The sequence below is a fragment of the Bosea sp. ANAM02 genome (assembly GCF_011764485.1).
GTDB lineage: Bacteria > Pseudomonadota > Alphaproteobacteria > Rhizobiales > Beijerinckiaceae > Allobosea.
The window spans coordinates 322,593-344,248 of sequence record NZ_AP022848.1 but is presented as its reverse complement, the minus strand read 5'-3'; the positions used below and the strand labels follow the sequence as shown (position 1 = coordinate 344,248).

At 67.4% G+C, this 21,656-nt stretch carries 17 protein-coding genes; 13 read left to right on the top strand and 4 right to left on the bottom strand.

Annotation, left to right across the window (positions count from 1 at the left end; translation table 11 throughout):
• Positions 1–40: 40 nt before the first annotated feature.
• Both OCUBac02_RS01665 and OCUBac02_RS01660 read left to right on the top strand, forming a co-directional pair.
• On the top strand, positions 41–4,873 hold the full coding sequence (locus OCUBac02_RS01665) for an NAD-glutamate dehydrogenase (protein ID WP_173049242.1): 4,833 nt from the start codon (positions 41–43) through the stop codon (positions 4,871–4,873).
• Positions 4,874–5,047: 174 nt separating this feature from the next.
• Positions 5,048–5,245: a Trm112 family protein gene (locus OCUBac02_RS01660; RefSeq protein ID WP_047580901.1), complete on the top strand. Its 198-nt coding sequence runs from the start codon at positions 5,048–5,050 to the stop codon at positions 5,243–5,245.
• 120 nt (positions 5,246–5,365) lie between these two features.
• Here the strand turns inward: OCUBac02_RS01660 and OCUBac02_RS01655 are convergent, their stop codons facing one another.
• Complete coding sequence (locus OCUBac02_RS01655; RefSeq protein WP_173043212.1) at positions 5,366–6,616, bottom strand: ubiquinone biosynthesis hydroxylase; 1,251 nt, start codon at positions 6,614–6,616, stop codon at positions 5,366–5,368.
• 123 nt (positions 6,617–6,739) lie between these two features.
• Between OCUBac02_RS01655 and tesB the strand changes: the two genes are divergently transcribed.
• The 7 genes from tesB to OCUBac02_RS01620 all read left to right on the top strand — a co-directional run bounded on the left by tesB (position 6,740) and on the right by OCUBac02_RS01620 (position 15,266).
• Positions 6,740–7,606 (top strand): acyl-CoA thioesterase II, encoded by an 867-nt coding sequence (gene tesB / locus OCUBac02_RS01650; RefSeq protein WP_047582658.1) that lies wholly within the window; start codon positions 6,740–6,742, stop codon positions 7,604–7,606.
• Positions 7,607–7,844: 238 nt separating this feature from the next.
• A complete protein-coding gene (locus tag OCUBac02_RS01645; protein ID WP_173043211.1) occupies positions 7,845–8,183 on the top strand; it encodes a P-II family nitrogen regulator in 339 nt (112 codons plus the stop codon).
• 26 nt (positions 8,184–8,209) lie between these two features.
• Positions 8,210–9,556: an ammonium transporter gene (locus tag OCUBac02_RS01640; protein WP_047582651.1), complete on the top strand. Its 1,347-nt coding sequence runs from the start codon at positions 8,210–8,212 to the stop codon at positions 9,554–9,556.
• Positions 9,557–9,737: 181 nt separating this feature from the next.
• A complete protein-coding gene (locus OCUBac02_RS01635; RefSeq protein WP_173043210.1) occupies positions 9,738–12,311 on the top strand; it encodes a DNA translocase FtsK in 2,574 nt (857 codons plus the stop codon).
• Between the two features lie 187 nt (positions 12,312–12,498).
• On the top strand, positions 12,499–13,332 hold the full coding sequence (locus OCUBac02_RS01630; protein WP_173043209.1) for an outer membrane lipoprotein carrier protein LolA: 834 nt from the start codon (positions 12,499–12,501) through the stop codon (positions 13,330–13,332).
• Positions 13,333–13,414: 82 nt separating this feature from the next.
• On the top strand, positions 13,415–14,230 hold the full coding sequence (gene xth, locus OCUBac02_RS01625) for an exodeoxyribonuclease III (RefSeq protein WP_173043208.1): 816 nt from the start codon (positions 13,415–13,417) through the stop codon (positions 14,228–14,230).
• Positions 14,231–14,348: 118 nt separating this feature from the next.
• On the top strand, positions 14,349–15,266 hold the full coding sequence (locus tag OCUBac02_RS01620; RefSeq protein ID WP_244639061.1) for an EamA family transporter: 918 nt from the start codon (positions 14,349–14,351) through the stop codon (positions 15,264–15,266).
• A gap of 10 nt (positions 15,267–15,276) precedes the next feature.
• Here OCUBac02_RS01620 and OCUBac02_RS01615 read toward each other — a convergent pair whose 3' ends face one another.
• Positions 15,277–15,741, bottom strand: a complete 465-nt coding sequence (locus tag OCUBac02_RS01615) for a cyclic nucleotide-binding domain-containing protein (RefSeq protein WP_173043206.1) — start codon at positions 15,739–15,741, stop codon at positions 15,277–15,279.
• 3 nt (positions 15,742–15,744) lie between these two features.
• Positions 15,745–16,431, bottom strand: coding sequence for a response regulator transcription factor (locus OCUBac02_RS01610; protein WP_047576737.1), 687 nt, complete (start codon positions 16,429–16,431; stop codon positions 15,745–15,747).
• A gap of 82 nt (positions 16,432–16,513) precedes the next feature.
• On the opposite strand from OCUBac02_RS01610, the gene OCUBac02_RS01605 reads away from it, so the two are divergent.
• Positions 16,514–17,080 carry a L,D-transpeptidase family protein gene (locus OCUBac02_RS01605; protein ID WP_244639060.1) on the top strand — a complete coding sequence of 189 codons (567 nt, stop codon included), beginning with the start codon at positions 16,514–16,516 and terminating at the stop codon, positions 17,078–17,080.
• A gap of 104 nt (positions 17,081–17,184) precedes the next feature.
• A complete protein-coding gene (locus OCUBac02_RS01600) occupies positions 17,185–17,565 on the top strand; it encodes a glyoxalase superfamily protein (RefSeq protein ID WP_173043205.1) in 381 nt (126 codons plus the stop codon).
• 113 nt (positions 17,566–17,678) lie between these two features.
• Here OCUBac02_RS01600 and OCUBac02_RS01595 read toward each other — a convergent pair whose 3' ends face one another.
• On the bottom strand, positions 17,679–18,344 hold the full coding sequence (locus OCUBac02_RS01595) for a YggS family pyridoxal phosphate-dependent enzyme (protein WP_173043204.1): 666 nt from the start codon (positions 18,342–18,344) through the stop codon (positions 17,679–17,681).
• Between the two features lie 161 nt (positions 18,345–18,505).
• Between OCUBac02_RS01595 and leuS the strand changes: the two genes are divergently transcribed.
• Positions 18,506–21,130, top strand: a complete 2,625-nt coding sequence (leuS, locus tag OCUBac02_RS01590; protein WP_173043203.1) for a leucine--tRNA ligase — start codon at positions 18,506–18,508, stop codon at positions 21,128–21,130.
• The gene (locus OCUBac02_RS01585; RefSeq protein ID WP_173043202.1) at positions 21,117–21,650 is read left to right on the top strand and encodes an LPS assembly lipoprotein LptE; all 534 of its coding nucleotides are present in this window, start codon (positions 21,117–21,119) and stop codon (positions 21,648–21,650) included. Before leuS ends, OCUBac02_RS01585 begins: the two co-directional genes overlap by 14 nt.
• The last annotated feature ends 6 nt before the right edge of the window (positions 21,651–21,656 follow it).

Below are 21,656 nucleotides of genomic sequence, written 5' to 3'. Positions count from 1 at the left end.
AGCCTATGTCATCGCTGCTGCAAAACAACTGGGGTATGCCATGGGCAAACGGGTGACGAACGCGACCGCAGGCGCGATCGCAGCGATCGAGGCCGCAGCCACCGGACTGAAGAGTTCGATGCCCGCCGAATTTCCCCGCCTGCTCTTTGGCCGCTCCGTCGCGGAGGATCTCGAAGCCCTTCCGCCCGAAATGCTGGCCCGCACCGCCGCCGCCGCCTTCGAGCACCTCTCCCAGCCGCGCAAGCCCGACACGATCAATCTCCGCTTCCGCGACGAGGAATACGGCGAGGGCGAGCGCAGGAACCAGCTCACCGTCCTCGAGGTCGTCAACGACAACAAGCCGTTCCTGCTCGATTCGACGCTCGCCGAGCTGCAGGAGCAGGGCCATGAGCCGCGCCTCGTCGCCCACCCGATCCTGGCCGTCGCCCGTGACGCCAAGGGCAAGTTCGCCTCGCTCGCCGGCGAGGCCGCCGGCCGCGCGCCCGAGGGCACGCGCCGTGAGAGCCTGCTCCACATCCATGTTCCGCGCATCGATTCGCCGGAAGCCCGCGAAAAGCTGCGCACAGGACTCGACCACGTCTATGGCGACGTTGCGCTCGCCGTCGACGACTGGGCCGCGATGCGCGGCCGCATCACCGAGGTGATCCAGGCCTATCGCGCCAATCCGCCGCCGCTGCCGGAGGACGAGATCAACGAGGCGCTGCAATTCCTCGAATGGATTGCCGGCGACAACTTCACCCTGCTCGGCATCCGCGCCTATCGCTTCCCGGGCGGCGATGTCGCCGCCGACCCGATCGAAGGCTCGGGCCTCGGCATCCTGCGCGACCCCACGGTCAAGGTGCTGCGGCGGGGCCGCGAGCTGGTCACGGTCACGCCGGAGCTGCGCTCCTTCCTGGCCAAGCCGCAGGCGCTGATCATCACCAAGGCCAACGTCAAGAGCCGCGTCCACCGGCGCGTCCATCTCGACTATGTCGGCGTCAAGCTGTTCACGCCGGACGGCCGCCTCGACGGCGAATTGCGCATCGTCGGCCTGCTGACCTCCAACGCCTATACCGGCTCGGCCCGCGCCATTCCCTATCTGCGCCTCAAGGTCGCGCGCGTCGCCAAGAATATCGGCTTCGACCCGGCGAGCTATTCCGGCCGCGCCCTGATGAACGTGCTCGACGCCTATCCGCGCGACGAGCTCTTCCAGATCGACGTCGCGACGCTGGAGCAATTCGCGCTCGACATCCTCCAGCTCACCGAGCGGCCGCGCATCCGCGCGCTCGCCCGCGTCGACGAATTCGACCGCTTCGTCTCGATTCTCGTCTTCATTCCGAAGGACCGCTACGACACCACGGTGCGCCTGCGCGTCGGCGATTTCCTGGCGCGGGTCTATGGCGGGCGGCTCTCGGCCGCCTATCCGGCCTATCCCGAGGGCCCGCTCTCGCGCACCCACTACATCATCGGCCGCGACGAGGGTAAAACCCCGCGCGTCGAGCGCTCGACGCTGGAAGCGGGCATCAGCGCCATCGTCCGCACCTGGGGCGACGGTCTCAAGGACGTGCTCGACCAGGAGAAGGCCGGCCCCGCCGCGCGAGCCCTCGCCGAGCGCTACGCCGAGGCCTTCGGCGCCGCCTATCGCGAGCGCTTCTCGGCCGCCGATGCGCTCGTCGATATCGAGATGCTCCAGCAGCTCACGCCGGAGCGCGCCCGCGCCGTCAACCTCTACCGGCGCGAGGGCGACGACGCCAAGCGCGCCAATCTCAAGGTGTTCTCGCGCGGCACCCCGATCTCGCTCTCGGCCCGCGTCCCGGTGCTGGAGAACATGGGCTTCCGCGTCGTCAACGAGCGGACCTACAACGTCATGCCGCAGGGCAATGGCGATGCGGTCCGTATCTGGCTGCACGACATGACGCTGGAGCGCGCCGACGACGGCGAGATCGATATCGAGCATCTCGACCCGACGATCGAAGCCGCGCTGATGGCGCAGTTCCGCGGCCTCGCCGAATCCGACCGGTTCGACCAGCTCGTGCTGGTCGCCGGCCTCGCCTGGCGCGAAGCCGCCTTGCTGCGCGCCTTCGGCCGCTATCTGCGCCAGGCCGGCGCGCCCTATGCCCAGGGCTACATCGCCGACGCGCTGACCCGCCATCCCGACATCGCTTCCGGGCTCGTCGCCTATTTCGCCGCGAAGTTCGACCCGCGCGTGCCGCCGGCCGAGCGCGAGCAGCGCATGGCCCAAAAACATGCCGAGATCGAACAGGCGCTCGATGCTGTCACAAGCCTCGACGACGACCGCATCCTGCGTCGCCTCGTCAACCTCGTCGATGCTGCGCTCCGCACGAACTTCTTCCAGATCGGCCCGGACGGCCAGCCGCGCCAGACCATCACCTTCAAGTTCGACTGCGCCCGGGTCGATGGCCTGCCGCTGCCGCGCCCGCTCTACGAGATCTTCGTCTACTCGCCGCGCGTCGAGGGCGTGCATATGCGCTTCGGCAAGGTCGCCCGCGGCGGACTGCGCTGGTCCGACCGGCCGCAGGACTTCCGCACCGAGGTGCTCGGCCTCGTCAAGGCACAGCAGGTCAAGAACGCCGTGATCGTGCCGGTCGGCGCCAAGGGTGGTTTCTTCCCCAAGCAGCTCCCGCCGGCCTCCGACCGCGCCGCCTGGCTCGCCGAGGGCACCGAAAGCTACCGCATCTTCATCCGCAACCTGCTGGAACTCACCGACAATCTCGACGGCGAGACCATCGTGCCGCCGCCGGATACCGTGCGCCATGACGGCGACGATCCGTATCTCGTCGTCGCCGCCGACAAGGGCACCGCGACCTTCTCCGACACCGCCAACGCGATCTCGCTGGAGAAGCACCACTGGCTCGGCGACGCCTTCGCCTCAGGCGGCTCGCAGGGCTACGACCACAAGGGCATGGGCATCACGGCACGCGGCGCCTGGGAGGCGGTGAAGCGCCATTTCCGCGAGGTCGATATCGACATCCAGACCACGCCCTTCACCGTTGCCGGCGTCGGCGACATGTCGGGCGACGTCTTCGGCAACGGCATGCTGCTCTCGCCGGCGATCAAGCTGGTCGCGGCCTTCGACCACCGCGATATCTTCCTCGATCCCGATCCGGATACGGCGAAATCGCTGGCCGAGCGCCAGCGCCTCTTCGCCCTGCCGCGCTCCTCCTGGCAGGATTACGACAAGAGCCTGATCTCGAAGGGCGGCGGCGTCTTCTCGCGCCAGGCCAAGAGCATCCCGCTCTCCCCGGAAGTCCGTGCGCTGCTCGACCTCGACAAGAAGGAGGTCTCGCCGCTCGAGCTGATGACGGCGATCCTGAAGGCGCGTGTCGACCTGCTCTGGTTCGGCGGCATCGGCACCTATATCCGCGCCTCCGACGAGACCGACGCGCAGGTCGGCGACCGCGCCAATGACGCGATCCGCATCACCGGCAACGACCTCCGCACCCGGGTCATCGGCGAGGGCGCCAATCTCGGCGTCACCCAGCGCGGCCGCATCGAGGCCGCCCGCAAGGGCGTGAAACTCAACACCGACGCGATCGACAACTCCGCCGGCGTCAACACCTCCGACGTCGAGGTGAACATCAAGATCGCGCTCGCCGGCCCGGTGAAGGACGGCCGCCTGCAGGAAGACAAGCGTAACGAGTTGCTGGCGGCGATGACCGACGAGGTCGGCGATCTCGTCCTGCGCAACAACTACCTGCAGACGCTGGCGCTCTCGCTGACCGAAGCGCAGGGATCGGCGGCGACGCCGGGCCTGCGCTTCCTGATGCAGACGCTGGAGCAGGACGGCAGGCTCGACCGTTCGGTCGAGTACCTGCCGAGCGACGCCCAGCTCGCCGAGCGCGAGAAGCGCAGCGAAGGCCTGACGCGGCCGGAACTCGCCGTGCTGCTGGCCTATGCCAAGCTCTCGCTGCACGACGCGCTGCTCGAATCCTCGGTGCCGGACGATCCCTATCTCGCGACCGAGCTCGTCCGCTACTTCCCGAAAGCCCTGCGCGAGGCCTATCCGGACGCGATCGCCAGCCACAAGCTGCGCCGCGAGATCGTCGCGACGCAGCTCGCCAACGCGATCGTCAACCGCGGCGGCCCCGCCCTCGTGCCGGTGCTGGCGGCGCTGACCCGCTCGGACGCGCCGGCCATCGCCGCGGCTTACGCGATCGCGCGCGATTCCTTCGATCTCATCGCCCTCAACGGCGAGATCGACGCGCTCGATGCGAAGATTCCCGGCAAGACCCAGCTCGGCCTCTATGGCGCCGCGCAGGAACTCGTCACCAACCGCATGGGCTGGTTCCTGCGGCGTGGCGTCGCCAAGCCCGGCACGATCGAGCAGACCATCGCCCGCTATGCCAAGGGCGTGAAGGAATTGGCCGGCGAGCTTGGCACGCTCCTGCCCGAGGCCGCCTCCCAGGCGCGTCTCGCGCGCATCGCCGTGCTGACCTCCGAGGGCGTGCCGGAAGCGCTGGCGACGCGCGTCGCCAGCCTGCCCGCGCTCGCCGAGGCGACCGACATCGTCGACATCGCCGAACGCGGCAAGCGCAGGATCGGCGAGGTCGCCCGCATCCATTTCGGCATCGACGCGTTGTTCGGCCTGTCGAGCCTGAAGGCCGCCGCCGCGGCCGTGCCGGCGACGGACGATTACGAGCGCCTCGCGCGCGAGCGGGCGATCGAGACCCTCGACGATGCCCAGTCCAACCTGACGCAGGAGGTTTCGGCCTCGGCCAAGGGGCAGGGCACGCTGGAGAGCTGGCTCGGCGAGCGCGGCGAGGATGCGGAGCGCACCCGCAGCACCGTCAACGCGATCGCAAGCTCCGGTCTCACCTTGCCGAAGCTGATGGTGGCGGCCGGCATGCTGGCCGACCTGCCACGCAAGCGTTAGAAGCGTGGTGTTCTGGCGGTGAAACACACCGTCATTCCGGGCGTGACCCGGAATCCATCGTAGTGCGCCTCGGGCTTACGATGGATTCCGGATCGGCGCCGCTAACGCGGCTTGCCCGGAACGACGGCGGAGTTTCGACAAGCGAACCGCGCGCTCTTGAGAACGGAAAGACCAATGACCGGCGAAGCCGACACGACCACCCGCATCGACCCGAAGCTGCTCGAAATCCTGGTCTGCCCCCTGACCAAGGCGACGCTGGAATACGACGCGGCGAAGCAGGAGCTGATCAGCCGCCCGGCGAAGCTCGCCTATCCGATCCGCGACGGTATCCCGATCATGCTGCCGGAAGAAGCGCGTCCGCTGGAGGATTGAGGCGCGATCATACGGACTCCATCGACATGGCCGGGCTTGTCCCGACCATCCACGACTTCTCGATCGAGAGCCCTAGCAAGACGTGGATGCTCGCCACAAGGGCGAGCATGACGAAAAACCCTAAAGCGCCTCGCCCCTGAGCAGCCGCGGCGGCGCGCCTGCGACGCCCGCGGCCTCGCGGATGAAGAAACGCTTCAGTCCCGGCAAACGGTCGACGATACCGAGCCCGAGATCGCGCGCCAGCCTGAGCGGCGTCGCGTCGTTCGAGAACAGGCGGTTCAGCCCGTCGGTCACCGCGCCCATCGCCACCGTGTCGAAGCGCCGCGCCTTCTCGTAATCCTCCAGCACGTCGGCAGAGCCGGGATCGAGCCCGAGCCTCGCCGCATCGACGATTGCCTCGGCAAGCGCCGCGACATCCTTCAGACCGAGATTGAGCCCCTGTCCGGCGATCGGGTGGATCAGGTGCGCCGCATCGCCCAGCAGCGCCAGCCGTTCGCCGACGAAGTTGCGTGCCACGCCGAAGCCGAGCGGATGCGCGCTCACCGCGCTTTCCAGCGCGATCTCGCCGAGTTCGAGCCCGAAGCGCCGCTCGATCTCGGCCAGCATGTCATGGCTATCGAGCGAGAGCAGCGGCTCGACATTCTCCGTCCGCTCCGTCCAGACGATCGATGACCGGTGCCCGAGCGTCCCGCCATCGGCCAGCGGCAGGATGGCGAAGGGTCCCGACGGCAGGAAATGCTCGACAGCGCGGCCGTCATGCGGTCGCTCGTGGCCGATCGTCGCGACGATGCCGGACTGGCCGTAGCCCCAGCCGACCCAGCCGATACCCGCCTGCTCGCGCAGTTTCGAGCGGGCGCCATCGGCCGCGACCAGCAAAGCCGCTTCGCAGCGTGTTCCGTCAGCGAAAACGATCTCGACCGCCGCATCATCGGCGCTGAACCGCCGCACGCCGGTGCTGCGCAATTCCACGCCCACGGCCTCGCAGGATGCCTTCAGCGCCGCGACCAGGGCGGCATTCTCGACCATATGGGCAAAAGGCTCGCCGGGCTCGACCTCGCCATCGAAGGTCAGGAAGACAGGCCGGACCGCATCTTCGGTCCGGCTGTCCGAGACGATCATCTCCAGCATCGGCTGGGCGGCATGTGCGATTCCCTCCCAGATGCCGAGCGTCTTCAGCATCGCCCGCCCACCGGCCGCGACCGCATAGGCCCGGTTATCGGCACGCGGCGCGGCCGCCAGCGCCGGATCGGCCAGGATCACCGAAGAATCGGCGCCGAGCCCCTGCTTCAGCGCGAGCGCGAGCGCGAGTCCGGCAATGCCGCCCCCCGCGATGACGATGCGCATGGCACTGTTGCCCTGCTCGATAGCCATGTCGTCCTTCTCTCCGCGCCGACTTGACGCCACGGGATGCCCCGGTGCTGATGCCATACGAAACCGGTCGTCCCTCTGCGGGGTGCCGGCTCATCCGTCAACCAGACCGCGATACCGCCGACCATGTCCCAGATCAGCGCCTCCCTGACGGCGATCCTCGACCTCGAGCCACTCGAGCGCAACCTGTTCCGCGGTCGCAGCCCCAAGTCGAGCTGGCCGCGCGTCTTCGGCGGGCAGGTCATCGCGCAATCGCTTTATGCCGCCTGCAAGACGGTCGAGGGCCGGCAGCCGCACTCGCTGCACGCCTATTTCCTGCTAGCGGGCGATCCCGAGGTGCCGATCGTCTACGAGGTCGACCGCCTGCGCGACGGCCGCTCCTTCACCACCCGCCGCGTCCTGGCCGTGCAGAAGGGCGAGGCGATCTTCGCCATGTCCGCCTCCTTCCATATCGAGGAGACCGGCTACGAGCACCAGATGCCGATGCCGAAGGTGCCGATGCCGGAGGAACTGCCGGATCGTGAGCAGATGGCGCGACTGCTCGACGCGCCGGAGCACAACCCGCTCCAGACATTCTACCAGCGCAGGCGGCCGATCGAGATCCGCCCGGTCGAGCTCGAGCGCTATCGCGGCGGCGGCAGCCTGGAGCCGAAATTCAACGTCTGGATCCGCGCGATCGAGCCGCTGCCGGATGAACCGGCCTTCCACCGGAGCGTGCTCGCCTATGCCTCCGACCTGCTGCTGCTCGATTCCAGCCTGATCGCCCATGGCGCGACGGTCTTCGACCAGAAGATCCAGGCCGCCAGCCTCGACCACGCCTTGTGGTTCCACCGGCCGTTCCGGGCCGACGACTGGCTCCTCTACTCGCAGGACAGCCCTTCGACCTCGGGCGCGCGGGGCTTCTCGCGCGGCCTCGTCTTCGACCGGCAGGGCCGCCTCGTCGCCTCGGTCGCCCAGGAAGGTCTCGTCCGGCCCCGGCCCGATCTCGGCTGACCGTATTTCAGGCATCTGCGCAGAAACCAGTCTCATGCCTAGATATTAGGCAAAAGCGCCCGCCATTCTCCTGTTTCCACGATGATTCCGCCTCCGGAAGCGCCCAAGTCGCCTCCGGAGCGGGTTGGCACGTCCCTTGAATTGCATGCTGCGACGCAACTGCGGTCCCGCAGGCGCGAGAGGTGCAACGAGATCGCCGGGGCTGACGACCGGGCGGCGCAGACGGGGAAACCCAGCCATGAAAATCGTGATGGCGATCATCAAGCCGTTCAAGCTGGAGGAGGTGCGCGACGGGCTCACCGCCGTCGGCGTCCACGGCCTGACCGTGACCGAGGTGAAGGGCTACGGCCGCCAGAAGGGCCATACGGAAATCTATCGCGGCGCCGAATACGCCGTGAGCTTCCTGCCGAAGATCAAGATCGAGGTCGCGGTCTCCGACGAGCTCGTCGACCGCGTGATCGAGACGATCACCGCCGCTGCCCGCACCGGCCAGATCGGCGACGGCAAGATCTTCGTCTCGGCCATCGAGAAGGCCGTGCGCATCCGCACCGGCGAGACCGACGCCGACGCCCTCTGAGCCCCGACCTTCAGGAGTTTTCGACGATGATTTTCAGGACTTCCCTGCGGGCCGGATTGGCCGGACTCGCGCTGACCACCCTCTCCGCCGGCGCCGCGCTGGCTCAGGCTGCCGCCGAGACACCGGCCGCGGCCGCCCCCAACAAGGGCGACACGGCCTGGATGCTGGTTTCCACGCTGCTCGTCCTGTTCATGACGCTGCCGGGCCTCGCGCTGTTCTACGGCGGCCTCGCCCGTTCGAAGAACATGCTCTCGGTGATGAGCCAGGTCACCGCGACGGCCGCCGTCATGTGCATCGTCTGGGTCGTCTACGGCTACAGCCTTGCCTTCACCGGCGGCGGCTCGCTGACGAGCTTCATCGGCTCCTTCTCCAAGGCCTTCCTCGCCGGCGTGACCAACGAGACCACCTCGGACACCTTCACCAAGGGCGTGGTGATCCCGGAATACGTCTTCATCTGCTTCCAGATGACCTTCGCGATGATCACGCCCGCGCTGATCGTCGGCGGCTTCGTCGAGCGCATGAAGTTCTCGGCGCTGCTGGTCTTCGTCGTGCTCTGGGCGACGATCGTCTATTTCCCGATGGCGCACATGGTCTGGTTCTCGGAGGGCTATCTCTTCACCCTCGGCGCGCTTGACTTCGCCGGCGGCACCGTCGTCCACATCAATGCCGGCATCGCGGCCCTGGTCGGCGCGCTCGTGATCGGCAAGCGCATCGGCTACGGCAAGGAGCTGATGTCGCCGCATTCGCTGACGATGACCTTCATCGGCACCGCCGTGCTCTGGGTCGGCTGGTTCGGCTTCAATGCCGGCTCGAACCTCGAAGCCACGGCCGGCGCGGCGCTTGCGATGATCAACACCTTCACCGCGACCGCTGCGGCCGCGCTGGGCTGGCTCTTCATCGAATGGATCGTCAAGGGCAAGCCGTCGCTGCTCGGCATGCTCTCCGGCATCGTCGCCGGTCTCGTGGCGGTCACGCCGGCAGCGGGCCTTGTCGGTCCGATGGGTGCGATCGTGCTCGGCGCCGTCGCCGGCGTGGTCTGCTTCTTCTTCTGCACCACGGTGAAGAACGCGCTCGGCTACGATGATTCGCTCGATGTCTTCGGCGTCCATGGCGTCGGCGGCATCATCGGCTCGATCGGCACCGGCATCTTCGTCGCTCCGGCGCTGGGCGGTGTCGGCGTCGCCGATTACGCGATGGGCGTTCAGGTCTGGAAGCAGTTCGTCGCCGTGGTGGTTGCCGTCGTCTGGTGCGGCGTCGGGTCCTTCGTCCTGTTCAAGATCATCGATGTGGTGATCGGCCTGCGCGTCACCTCCGATCAGGAGCGCGAAGGCCTCGACATCGCCGAGCACGGCGAGCGCGCCTACAACATGTGATCCTCCCGCCGCTCCCAGCGGCGACTCGGCCCCGGCAGCGATGCCGGGGCCTTTTTTGTTCGGCACGGGTCCGGCGCTGCCGATACGGCTCAAGGTTAAGCGGGTCTTAACCTCGGCTTCCTAACCTTCCGCTGATGGCCGGAATGACGCGGCCCGACAGCCGGATAAGACCCGAAACCGCATGCGCACGATCCGCCGCTCCCAATCGCTCATGGACCGCCTGCCGGACCCGGTGCGCGAGTTCCTGTCGCGCCGCGCCTCGGAGCTGACCGGGATGGGCGTGCTTGCCCTGATGGTCGCGATCGCCGTCGCTCTGGCGAGCTGGTCGGTCGACGATCCCAGCCTCAACAACGCCACCAGCGGCGCCGTGCGCAACTGGCTCGGCCGCCCCGGCGCCATGGTCGCCGATCTGCTGATGCAGCTCATCGGGCTCGGCGTCATCGCCCTGCTTTTCCCGCCGGTGATCTGGGCGCTCAGGCTCGTCCGCTTCCACATCTTCGACCGCGGCGCCCTCAAGCTCGGCCTCTGGGTCGTCGGCGTCACCGCGACCGCCGCCGTCGCCAGCGCCCTGCCGGCGACCCCGCGCTGGCCCCTGCCGACCGGCATGGGCGGCGTCATCGGCGACGGCCTTCTGTTCGGCACGCGCAATATCGCGGGCATCGCCGGCAGCGCGGTCGGCAGCCTCGTCGGCTTCCTCTATGCCGGCATCGCCATCCTCGCCGTCACCGCTGCCGCCGGCTTCGGCTTCGTCACAGACGAGGACCCGGCCCTCGACAGCGACGAGGCCGAGGATAGCTGGTCCGATGGCGACGAGCGCCGCGACGACGAGCCCGGCATCGCCGTCATCCTGATCGGCTGGCTTGCCCATGGCGCGATGGCCTTGCGCGCCGCGATCCTGCGCCGCCTGCCGCAGCCGCCGGAGCCCGCAATCGATACCGGTCTCGTTCCGACCCGTGACAATGGCCGCGTCCGCCGCGAGCCGCAATTCGGTGAGGCCCCCGCCGGCCGCCGCAGCCTGCCCGAATTCGATCCCGAGCCGCTCCCCGGCGCCCGTTCCGCTTCGGGCCCGAATCGCGCTTCCGACGACTATGATGCGCCCTTCGATCTCGACGACGAACCGCAGGACCTGCGCGATCTCAACGCCCCGCGCGTGACCATGCCGCGGCCGGCGCCGAAGCCCGGCAAGCGCATGCAGCGCGAGGCCCAGCCTTCGCTTCTCGACCGCGACACCTTCGAACTGCCGCCGCTGACCTATCTGGCCGAGCCGAAGAAGGTCGCGGCCAACGCGGTCTCGACCGACGCGCTGGAGCAGAACGCGACGCTGCTCGAAGGCGTGCTGGAGGATTTCGGCGTGCGCGGCGAGATTTCGCAGGTCCGCCCCGGTCCGGTGGTGACGCTCTACGAGCTTGAGCCCGCGCCGGGCACCAAATCCTCCCGCGTGATCTCTCTGGCCGACGACATCGCGCGTTCGATGAGTGCGGTGTCGGCGCGCGTTGCGGTGGTGCAGGGCAAGAACGCGATCGGCATCGAGCTGCCGAACACCCGCCGCGAGACCGTCTTCCTGCGTGAGCTTTTGGCCAGCCAGGATTTCGAGGCGACCAAGCACAAGCTCGCGCTCTGCCTCGGCAAGACCATCGGCGGCGAGCCGGTGATCGCGGATCTGGCGCGGATGCCCCACCTGCTCGTCGCGGGCACCACCGGCTCGGGCAAGTCGGTCGCGATCAACACCATGATCCTGTCGATCCTCTACCGGCTGAAGCCGGAGGAGTGCCGCCTGATCATGGTCGATCCCAAGATGCTGGAGCTCTCCGTCTATGACGGCATCCCGCATCTGCTCACCCCGGTCGTGACCGATCCCAAGAAGGCGGTCGTCGCCCTGAAATGGGCGGTGCGCGAGATGGAGGAGCGCTACAAGAAGATGTCGAAGCTCTCGGTGCGCAACATCGACGGCTTCAATGCCAGGGTCGGCGAGGCCAAGGCGGCGGGCGAGGTCATCACGCGCACGGTCCAGACCGGCTTCGACAAGCACAGCGGAGAGGCGATCTACGAGGAGGAGGTCATGGACCTCGAGCCTCTGCCCTATATCGTCGTCATCGTCGACGAGATGGCCGACCTGATGATGGTCGCCGGCAAGGAGATCGAGGGCACGATCCAGCGCCTCGCCCAGATGGCGCGCGCGGCCGGCATCCATGTCGTGCTGGCGACGCAGCGCCCCTCGGTCGACGTCATCACCGGCACGATCAAGGCGAATTTCCCGACCCGCATCTCCTTCCAGGTGACGAGCAAGATCGACTCGCGCACGATCCTGGGCGAGATGGGCGCCGAGCAGCTTCTGGGCCAGGGCGACATGCTCTACATGGCCGGCGGCGGGCGCATCACCCGCGTCCACGGCCCCTTCGTCTCGGATGCCGAGGTCGAGAAGGTCGTGGCCCATCTCAAGACCCAAGGCCGCCCGCAATATCTCGACGCCGTCACCTCCGAGGAGGACGAGGGGGGCGAGGACGAGGACGGCGCCGTCTTCGACAAGACCGGCATGGGTTCCGCCGAGAGCGACGACCCCTACGAGCAGGCCGTCGCCGTCGTGCTGCGCGACAGGAAGGCCTCGACCTCCTATATCCAGCGCCGCCTCCAGATCGGCTACAATCGCGCCGCATCCATCATGGAGCGCATGGAGAACGAAGGCATCGTCGGGCCCGCAAACCACGCAGGAAAGCGCGAGATCCTCGTCGAGGGCCAGAATCAGCACGACGAATGAGGCTTGCGACGAATCGGCACCCTTGCGGCAACCGGCACCAGTCCTCAAATTGCCATGACGATGCTGCAACCTCGGCAGCGAACCAGACGTTGAGACGGAAAGACCGGGTCGGGACATCGCCCGATCCTCGCGTCAGTGGTCTCTAGGCTTCGGCAGGACTAGCCGAGGCATAAGGAATGGAGCAGCCTTGCTCGACAGATTGACACCGGCCATTCGGGCTTCGGTTCTGGTGACGACGCTCATGGGCGGCGCGCTGACCGCTGCCCCGCTGGCGGCGCAGCCGCTCCAGCTCCAGCCGCCGAAGCCCGCTGCCGCGAAGCCGGCGGCGCCGCGCCTCGTCCTGCCGCCGCCCCGGCCCGCCGGACTCGGCCAGGGGCGTGCCGTCGCCACGGACGCCGCTCCGGTCCAGGCCGTGGCGACGAACGCTCCCGCGGCTGAGGCAGCGAAGCCCGTGACCGTTCCAGCCAAAGGCAAACAGCCCCCTCCCGCGACGCAGGAAGAGGCCGTCGAGCGGCTGAACGCCTATCTCAACAGCTTCCAGACCCTCCAGGGCAATTTCATCCAGCACGCCTCCAACGGTCGGCGCCTGGAGGGCCGCATCTATATCCAGCGCCCCGGCAAGATGCGCTTCGAGTACGAGCCGCCGACGACCACGGAAGTGATCGCGGACGGCACCTCCGTCGCCATCCGCGACAAGCGCCTGGCGACGCAGGATCTCTATTCCATCGGCCAGACGCCGCTGAAGTTCCTCGTCCGCGAGAAGATGGACCTGGCGCGCGAAGGCACGCTCAAGGGTGCCAGCATCGACGGCGATCTGCTCACCGTCCGGCTGGAGGATCGCTCGACGCTCGGGGGCACCTCGAAGATCACGCTGAAATTCGACCTCGTCGCCAACGAGCTGCGACAATGGGTCGTGGTCGATCCGCAGGGCTACGAGACCGCGATCTCGCTCTACAATCTCGACACGCGCCGCCGGCCCGATCCGCAGAACTTCGTGATCGACTACCAGCGCAGGCTCTGACCATATCAGGCAAGCCGAAAACGGCTTGCCTTTTGCGCTTCGACGACCCAGTTTCCGGCCTCCTCCCTGCCGGAAGCCTCGCGTGCAACTCACCGTCACCAGCTGGAACATCAATTCCGTCCGCCTGCGCATCGGCATGGTCGGCGAATTCCTGACCGCCCACGCCCCCGACGTGCTCTGCCTGCAGGAGACCAAGACGCCGGACGAGCAGTTCCCGGCCAAGGCCTTGAACCAGCTCGGCTATGTCCATCAGGCCTTCATCGGCCAGAAGGGCTATAATGGCGTCGCCATCGTCTCGAGATTGCCCTTCAGCGAGAAGGAGGCGATGTCGATGTGCGGCCGCAACGACGCCCGGCACATGACCGTGACGCTCGACAAGGCCGCAGGCCCAGCCGCAGGCATCGCCATCCATAATTTCTACATCCCGGCCGGCGGCGACCTGCCCGACCCCGAGAAGAACGACAAGTTCGCCCATAAGCTCGCCTTCCTCGACGAGATCGGCGCCTGGGGCGTGACCAGGAAGCCGACCGACCGGCCGGCGATCCTGCTCGGCGACCTCAACATCGCTCCGCTGGAGCATGACGTCTGGAGCCACAAGCAACTCCTCGACGTGGTCAGCCACACCCCGATCGAAACGACGACGCTGGAGAAGCTGCGCAGCGAGCTCGGCTGGACCGACGCCGCCCGCACGCTGCGGCCCGAGCCCGAAAAGCTCTATTCTTGGTGGAGCTATCGCGCGCAGGACTGGGCGGCCACGAACAAGGGCCGCCGGCTCGACCATATCTGGCTCTCGGATGGGCTGAAGCCGGCTTTGCGCGACCTCACCTTCCTGCGCGAGGCCCGTGGCTGGGAGCGCCCCTCCGACCACGTTCCGGTCACGGTGACGCTGGAGCTCTGACCGGCGATCGTCCAGCGCTCCATGCCGCAGCGGCCCCTCGGCCATGCCGGCCCGTCCTAACCGGCGGCCAAGCCGGCATGGTATGGCCGGCGGCACGTTCACCGGCGAAGCCAGTCCCGTGCAGCCAGCCCCCTCGACATCGCTCTCCCTCCGCGACACGCTGCTCATCCTGGCGGTCATGATCGTCTGGGGCACGAATTTCGTCGTCATCCATATCGGCGTCGAACATTTCCCGCCGCTGCTCTTCGCCGCCCTGCGCTTCACCTTCGCGCTCCTGCCGGCGGTCTTCGTGCTCAAGCGCCCCGACGCGCCCTGGAGCAAGCTCGCCGCCTATGGCGTCCTGATCGGCGCCGGCCAGTTCGGCCTGCTCTTCTTCGCCATCAAGGGCTTCATCGCACCGGGCCTCGCCTCGCTCGTCGTACAGTCGCAGCCCTTCTTCACCATCCTGCTGGCGGCGGCGATCACCCATGAGCGCGTGCAGCCCTTCCAGTTTGCCGGGCTTGCGCTCGCCGCCATCGGCATCGGCGTGATCCTCTGGCATACCGACGGCTCGACCACGCCGCTCGGCATCGTCCTCGTGCTCGGCGCAGCCTTGTGCTGGGCCGCCGGCAACAGCGTCGCGCGCAGCACGCCCAGGGTCGACATGCTCGCCTATGTCGTCTGGACCAGCCTGTTCGCGATCCCGCCGCTGCTCGCCCTGTCCTGGGCGATCGAAGGCTGGCCGGCGATGCGCGACGCCCTCGTAAGTGCTCCGCCCGCCGCCTGGGCCGCGGCGATCTGGCAGGCGGTCGGCAATGTCATGTTCGGCTATGCCGTCTGGGGCTGGCTGCTCTCGCGCTATGCCGCCGCCACCGTCGCGCCGACATCCCTGCTGGTCCCGGTCTTCGGGATGGGCGCCGCCGCGATCTGGCTCGGCGAGCCCCTACCCGGCTGGAAATTCCTCGCGGCTGGACTGGTGCTCTCCGGCCTGTGCATCAACAGCCTGTGGCCGCGCTTCGCCGCGATCCGGGCGGCGCGGCACCCGCCCTCGTCCTGAACAGCCGGGCTTACGTCCGGTCGATCGCGTTCAGCGCGGCCTGGACGGCCGAAAGCTCGGCGACGAAACCACGCAGACGGTCGCCGATGGCAGCCGCGATCGCCTCGGCCGAATCAGGTGATTCGCCGAGCACCCGACGCATCACGCTGCGCGGCAATCGCATCACCTGCGTCGGCTCGCGTGCAATCGCGGTGACCTGGCGCGGGACGGAGGTGAACAGGGCAAGCTCGCCGATCATGGCGCCGGGACCAATGATCTCGGTCGCGGGCTTGCCGTCGTCCTGCGCCGTCAGCGCGACCGTCCCTGAAACCACGAGCACCGCCCCGTCCGACGGCTCGCCGGCCCGGAACAGCACGTCGCCGGCGCGCAGGATGCGGCTTTCGGCCGCGAAGGCGAGCAGTCTCAGCGCATCGCGATCCATCAGGCTCAGCAACGGCTGCCGGGCCAGCAGGGCCATGTCCTCGTCGAGCGCCATCCGTCAGGGATTCAGCCGGTAACCGCCGGCATCGGTGACCAACAGGCGGGCATTGCCAGGATCGGGCTCGATCTTCTGGCGCAGCCGGTAGATATGGGTTTCGAGCGTATGGGTCGTCACCTGGCTGTTATAGCCCCAGACCTCCTGCAGCAGCACCTCCCGCGCGATCGGCTTGCGGCCGGCACGATAGAGGAAGCGCAGGATCGCCGTCTCCTTTTCGGTGAGCTTGGTCTTGGAGCCCTTTTCGCTGACGAGCAGCTTCGAACCAGGGTGAAACGTATAGGGGCCGACTTGAAAGATGGCGTCCTCGCTCGCCTCGTGCTGCCTGAGATGGGCACGAATGCGCGCCAGCAGCACGGCGAACTTGAACGGCTTGACCACATAGTCGTTGGCGCCGGCCTCGAGCCCGAGCACCGTATCGGCATCCGAGCCCTGCGCCGTCAGCATCACCACCGGGCTCTTGAAGCCGTTCTTGCGCATCACCTTGACGGCCTCGCGCCCGTCCATGTCGGGCAGGCCGACATCCATCACGGCAAGATCGACGCGGTCGCCCTGCACGGCCTTGATCGCCGCCGTCGCGGTATCGGCCGTCGAGACCCGGAACTCCTCGTAGAGGGAAAGCTGCTCGGACAGGGTGTCGCGCAGGGTCTGGTCGTCATCGACCAGCAGGATATGATGGACGGCGGACATGAATGGGTTCGCTCGGACATGAGGGTTGCGGCAACATGAGCCTGCTGAGTCGTCATCGCAAGTGAGGCCGCCTGGAATTCCCGTGAGAAACCGATCCGATCACCCGCGCCATCCGCATGACGGGCCACGCAATCTGACTGCTTTGCGCGTCTTCGCCTCGGTCCGTGACCGCCGCAAAGGCTTCCTCGTCGCCGGCAATACCATCTTCCCCTGCGCGCTCGGCCGCTCCGGCATCGGTACGCTGAAGTGCGAGGGCGATGGCCGCACGCCGCGCTTCGACCTGCCTTTGCGCAGCGTTTTCTACCGGGCCGATCGCCTATCTCGCCCACGCACCCTGCTGCCGCTCAAGCGGATCGGGCCGCGCGACGCCTGGTGCGACGACCAGAAGGACCGCCGCTACAACCGCCTGATCGACCGCCCGCCCGGCGAAGCCGAGGAGCGTCTCCAGCGCGAGGATCATCTCTATGATGTGATCGTCGAGCTCGGCTGGAACGACCGGCCGGTACAGCGTGGGCGCGGCAGCGCGATCTTCTGGCATCTCGCCCGTGCCGGCTTCACGCCGACCGCCGGCTGCGTCGCCGTCGAGGGCCATGTCTTCGCCAAGCTGCTGCCGCGGCTGGCCCGTCATTGCCGGATCGTGGTGAGGTGAGCTAGGAGGGAGGCGGGCACCGTCTCGATCACATCTACGGATCAAGCCGCCGCGCTGCCGGGCACCGTCCCGCCACGCGACGCCATCCCGGCCAGAGATTTGCGATGACTGATTCGGTTTCCGCGTTCCGCTTCGGGCGGATCGCCGCCATGCTGCCCGTCGCCGACATCGCCCGCGCCTGCGATTTCTATGTCGGCGCCCTCGGCTTCCGGAAAACCTTCGAGAACGGCAATCCTGTCGGCTTCATGATCCTGAAGCGCGACGCCGCCGAACTGCACCTGACGCTCCAGCCCGGCCACAAGGCGGCGCCCTTCAACGTCGCCCATATGATGGTCGAGGATATCGACGCGGTGCATGCCGTGATCCGCGCGCGCGGCCTGCGCATCGTCAAGGGCCTGCGCGACAAGGATTACGGCCTGCGCGCCTTCGTCTTCGAGGATCCGGACGGCAACCGCATCGATGTCGGCGAGCCCTTGAGTAGATAGGGCCGTCATTCTCGGGCGAAGCGAAGCGCAGACCCGAGAATCTCTTGACGCATGGGCGCTGGAGCCTTCTTCGGCCTGAGATGCTCGGGTCAAGCCCGAGCATGACGCCTCGTTTACCCCCGCGCCCCGAAAATCGCGCTGCCCACCCGCACATAGGTCGCGCCAAGCTGGATCGCCGCTTCGTAATCGGCGCTCATACCCATCGACAGGCCCTTGAGCCCGTTGCGGGCGGCGATCTTGGCGAGCAAACCGAAATGCGGCGAGGGCGGCTCGTCCGCCGGCGGAATGCACATCAGCCCCTCGATAGCGAGACCGTGAACCTCGCGGCAGCGGGCGATGAACGCGTCCGCCTCGGCGGGCACCACGCCGCCCTTCTGCGCCTCCTCGCCGGTATTGACCTGGACGAACAACCGCGGGGTCTTGCCGGCCCGCGCGATCTCGCGCGCCAGCTCCTTCGCCAGGCTCTCGCGATCGAGCGACTGAATGACGTCGAAGAGCTCGACCGCCTCGCGCGCCTTGTTCGATTGCAGCGGGCCGATCATGTGCAGCTCGGCATCGGGGAAGCGCTCCTTCAGCCCCGGCCACTTCGCCTTGGCCTCCTGGACATAGTTTTCGCCGAAGACGCGCTGTCCGGCTTCGAGCACCTCGGTGATCTGCTCGGCCGGCTTGGTCTTGGAGACCGCGACCAGCGCGACTGAACCGGATTGACGCCCGAAATCGCGCTCGGCCCGGCCGATCGCCGTCCTGATTTCAGCCAAACGCGTAACCGTATCGCTCATCTGCCAGCCTCTCATGCCCTGCGCGCCGTTGACCGCGTGCGCGCAATGGTGTCCTAGAGCAGGTTGCAAGATTCCGACATCCGGTTTTTGCATTCAGCCCCTGCGCCGGCCTGCCTCCGGGAGTCGGCAAGAATCGTCCGCTCAGAGAATTGCCCGCTGACATGGCCGTCGAACGCTACAATCCGAAAGAGTCCGAGCCGAAATGGCGCGCCGTCTGGGAAGAGCGCAAGCTTTTCGAGACGAGGAACGACGACACCCGGCCGAGCTACTACGTCCTCGAGATGTTCCCCTATCCGTCGGGTCGCATCCATATGGGCCATGTCCGCAACTACGCGATGGGCGACGTGGTCGCGCGCTACAAGCGCGCCAAGGGCTTTTCGGTGCTGCACCCGATGGGCTGGGACGCTTTCGGCCTGCCGGCCGAGAACGCCGCCAAGCAGAAGAAGGTCCATCCGCGCGAATGGACCTATGAGAACATCGCGACCATGCGCAAGCAGCTCAAGTCGATGGGCCTCTCCCTCGACTGGAGCCGCGAGCTCGCGACCTGCGATCCCAGCTATTATCGCCACCAGCAGAAGATGTTCCTGGACTTCCTGAAGGCCGGGCTGGTCGACCGCAAAACCGCCAAGGTCAACTGGGACCCGGTCGACGAGACCGTGCTGGCGAACGAGCAGGTCATCGACGGCCGCGGCTGGCGCTCCGGCGCGCCGGTCGAGATCCGCGAACTGACCCAGTGGTTCTTCAGGATCACCGAATACGGTGAGGCACTGAACGACGCGCTCGACGGCCTGACCCGCTGGCCGGAAAAAGTCCGGCTGATGCAGAAGAACTGGATCGGCCGCTCGGAAGGCCTGCTGGTTCGTTTCGCTCTCGAATCGAATGGAGCCGGGCAGGACGAGGTCGAGGTCTACACCACCCGTCCCGACACGCTGTTCGGTGCGAAATTCGTCGCCATCGCGCCGGATCATCCGATCGCCAAGTCCATCGCGGCGAAGAGCCCGTCGCTGCAGGCCTTCATCGAGGAGTGCAAGCGCACCGGCACGGCGCAGGAGGCGATCGACAAGGCCGAGAAGCTCGGCTTCGACACCGGCTTGCGCGCCATCCATCCGCTCGATCCGAACTGGACGCTACCGGTCTATGTCGCCAACTTCGTCCTGATGGAATACGGCACCGGCGCCATCTTCGGCTGCCCGGCGCATGACCAGCGCGACCTCGACTTCGTCAACAAATATGGCCTGGGCAACATCCCGGTCGTCGCACCCGAGGGCACCGACTCGGCCGGTTTCGTCATCACCGACACCGCCTATGACGGCGACGGCCGCATGATCAATTCGCGTTTCCTTGACGGCCTGACCATCGCGGAAGCCAAGGAGGAGGTCGCCCGCCGTCTCGAAGGCGAAACCCGCGGCAACCGCCCGGTCGGCCAGCGCAAGGTCAATTTCCGCCTGCGCGACTGGGGCATCTCGCGCCAGCGCTACTGGGGCTGCCCGATCCCGATCATCCATTGTTCCGCCTGCGGAACGGTGCCCGTGCCGGACGCTGATCTTCCCGTACAACTCCCGGACGATGTCTCCTTCGAGAAGCCGGGCAACCCGCTCGACCACCATCCGACCTGGAAGCATGTCGCCTGTCCGCAATGCGGCAAGGACGCCCGCCGCGAGACGGACACGATGGACACCTTCGTCGATTCGTCCTGGTACTTCGCCCGCTTCACCGATCCGTGGCGGACGGAGAGCCCGACCGACCGCAAGGCCGTCGACCGCTTCCTACCGGTCGACCAGTATATCGGCGGCGTCGAGCACGCGATCCTGCACCTGCTCTATTCGCGCTTCTTCACCCGCGCGATGAAGAAGACCGGCCATGCCGGTCTCGACGAGCCTTTCGCCGGCCTGTTCACGCAAGGCATGGTCGTGCACGAGACCTATCGCGCCGCCAATGGCGACTGGGTCGAACCGGGCAATGTCCGCATCGAGATCTCCGGCACCGAGCGCCGCGGCTTCGATGTCGATACCGGCGCGCCGATCGAGATCGGCTCGATCGAGAAGATGTCGAAGTCCAAGAAGAACGTCGTGGACCCCGACGACATCATCGCCTCCTACGGCGCCGACACCGCGCGCTGGTTCATGCTCTCGGATTCGCCGCCGGATCGCGACGTGATCTGGACCGACGAGGGCGTGCAGGGCGCTGCCCGCTTCGTCCAGCGCCTCTGGCGCATGGTCGCGGAGATCGCCGAACGCACCGGCGGCAAGGCCGACAAGCCCGCCCAGATCGGCGAAGCCGCACAGGCTTTGCGCAAAGCGAGCCACCGCGCGCTCGATGCCGTCGGGGCCGATATCGAGCGTCTCGGCTTCAACCGCTGCGTCGCCCATATCTACACGCTGACCAACGCCATCGGTAAGGCGCTCGACGGTGCGGCCGAGAAGTCCGAGCTTGATGCCGACAACGCCTTCGCGCTCCTTGAGGCTGCCACGATCGTCACCCAGCTTGTCGCGCCGATGATGCCCCACTTGGCCGAGGAATGCTGGCATGTTCTCGGCCAGCAGGGCCTCGCCGGCGAGGCATTCTGGCCGGAGGTCGACCCCGCGCTGCTGAAGGACGACAGCATCACGCTGCCGGTCCAGCTCAACGGCAAGAAGCGCGCGGAAGTGACCGTGGCCGCCGATGCCGATACGGTGGCGGTGGAGGCGGTCGTGCGGGCCAGCGAAGCCGTTCAGCGGGCTCTCGAAGGGCGTCCGATCCGCAAGATCATCGTGGTTCCCGGGAGAATCGTGAATGTCGTCGTCTGAAGCCGCTCTCCCCCGCCGCAGCCTGCTGGCGGCCATGCTGACGGTCGCCGCGCTCGCAGGCGGCTGCTTCCAGCCGCTCTATTCCGACTATACCACCAGCACGACGGGAGGCAGCGTCAAGGCGGCGCTGCGCGGCATCGAGATACCCGAGATCAAGGGCCTGATCGGCCATAACTTCCGCAACGAGCTGGTTTTCGAGCTCGACGGTGGCGGCGACCCAGATATCCGCAAGACCTCGAAGCTCGAAGCGGCGATCGCCGAAGCGGTCGAGGTCGTGACGGTCGACTACGCCAACGGCCGCGCCGATTCGGCCGTTCTCGTCGCGACCGCGACCTGGAAGCTCACCCAGAACGGCACCGGCACGGTTCTCGCTTCCGGCACGAACTCGGTGCGCATTCCCTATGAGCGGTCCTCGCAGCGCTTCGCCACCGTGCGCGCCGCGCGCGATGCCCAGATTCGTGCGGCGAAGAACCTTGCCACCATCGTCCGGGGCCAGATCGCCGCCGATCTCACCTCCTGACGGGCG

What these genes read in the sequence shown, in the direction of transcription:
- OCUBac02_RS01665 (WP_173049242.1), top strand. Translation starts at nt 41, where the DNA reads ATGGGCAAACGGGTGACGAACGCGACCGCAGGCGCGATCGCAGCGATC.
- OCUBac02_RS01660 (WP_047580901.1), top strand. Translation starts at nt 5,048, where the DNA reads ATGACCGGCGAAGCCGACACGACCACCCGCATCGACCCGAAGCTGCTC.
- OCUBac02_RS01655 (WP_173043212.1), bottom strand. Translation starts at nt 6,616, where the DNA reads ATGGCTATCGAGCAGGGCAACAGTGCCATGCGCATCGTCATCGCGGGG.
- tesB (WP_047582658.1), top strand. Translation starts at nt 6,740, where the DNA reads ATGTCCCAGATCAGCGCCTCCCTGACGGCGATCCTCGACCTCGAGCCA.
- OCUBac02_RS01645 (WP_173043211.1), top strand. Translation starts at nt 7,845, where the DNA reads ATGAAAATCGTGATGGCGATCATCAAGCCGTTCAAGCTGGAGGAGGTG.
- OCUBac02_RS01640 (WP_047582651.1), top strand. Translation starts at nt 8,210, where the DNA reads ATGATTTTCAGGACTTCCCTGCGGGCCGGATTGGCCGGACTCGCGCTG.
- OCUBac02_RS01635 (WP_173043210.1), top strand. Translation starts at nt 9,738, where the DNA reads ATGCGCACGATCCGCCGCTCCCAATCGCTCATGGACCGCCTGCCGGAC.
- OCUBac02_RS01615 (WP_173043206.1), bottom strand. Translation starts at nt 15,741, where the DNA reads ATGGCGCTCGACGAGGACATGGCCCTGCTGGCCCGGCAGCCGTTGCTG.
- OCUBac02_RS01610 (WP_047576737.1), bottom strand. Translation starts at nt 16,431, where the DNA reads ATGTCCGCCGTCCATCATATCCTGCTGGTCGATGACGACCAGACCCTG.
- OCUBac02_RS01600 (WP_173043205.1), top strand. Translation starts at nt 17,185, where the DNA reads ATGACTGATTCGGTTTCCGCGTTCCGCTTCGGGCGGATCGCCGCCATG.
- OCUBac02_RS01595 (WP_173043204.1), bottom strand. Translation starts at nt 18,344, where the DNA reads ATGAGCGATACGGTTACGCGTTTGGCTGAAATCAGGACGGCGATCGGC.
- leuS (WP_173043203.1), top strand. Translation starts at nt 18,506, where the DNA reads ATGGCCGTCGAACGCTACAATCCGAAAGAGTCCGAGCCGAAATGGCGC.
- OCUBac02_RS01585 (WP_173043202.1), top strand. Translation starts at nt 21,117, where the DNA reads ATGTCGTCGTCTGAAGCCGCTCTCCCCCGCCGCAGCCTGCTGGCGGCC.